This is a genomic window from Acinetobacter sp. 228 (assembly GCF_048147885.1).
On sequence record NZ_JAYWYV010000656.1, the window covers coordinates 1 to 1,000 of the forward strand.

Consider the following 1,000-nt stretch of genomic DNA (forward strand, 5'->3'; position numbering starts at 1 on the left):
TGTTATAACGTTCACCAGCAGTTACGAAACCTTGTTCGAACTGTTGTTCGATTTCACGAACTTCTGTTTCCGCTTTGTCAATAATTGTGTGTTTCGTAGGTGGAATTAACATGTCTTCCATACCTACAGATACACCTGAACGAGTCGCTTGACGGAAGCCCAAGTACATTAATTGGTCAGCGAAGATAACTGTATCTTTCAAACCAAGTTTACGGTAGCAAGAGTTGATTAACTTAGAGATGTTCTTTTTAGTCATCTCAAGGTTGATCATGTCAAAGCTTAAACCTTCTGGAACAACTTCCCAAAGTAAGCAACGACCTGGTGTTGTATCAACAATAATAGTTTGCTGTTCACGCTCACCATTTTCATTGATAACCGTTTGATGCACACGTACTTTAACACGAGCATGGATCGCAACTTGACCAGTTGCAAGTGCACGGTTTACTTCGTGAGTATCCGCAAACACCATGCCTTCACCTTTCGCGTTTACTGCATCACGAGTGATGTAGTAAAGACCCAAGACAACGTCCTGAGAAGGAACGATGATTGGCTCACCGTTTGCTGGTGACAAGATGTTGTTTGTTGACATCATCAATGCACGAGCTTCTAACTGTGCTTCAAGTGTCAATGGAACGTGTACCGCCATTTGGTCACCGTCGAAGTCGGCGTTGAACGCAGCACAGACGAGTGGGTGAAGACGGATTGCCTTACCTTCAATAAGAATAGGTTCAAATGCTTGAAGACCTAAACGGTGAAGTGTTGGCGCACGGTTCAACATCACTGGATGTTGACGAATTACAGATGCAAGAACGTCCCAAACTTCCGGAGTCTCACGCTCAACCATTTTCTTCGCAGCTTTAATGGTTGTTGCCTGACCTGAAGCTTGTAATTTCGCGAAAATGAATGGCTTGAATAATTCAAGTGCCATTTTCTTCGGAAGACCACATTGGTGAAGACGTAAAGTAGGACCTACAGTAATTACCGAACGACCAGAGTAGTC

General features: G+C 43.6%; 1 pseudogene. It reads right to left on the reverse strand.

The features are described from left to right. Positions 1-1,000: pseudogene (locus VXQ92_RS21640) on the reverse strand (DNA-directed RNA polymerase subunit beta'); the annotation flags it as partial.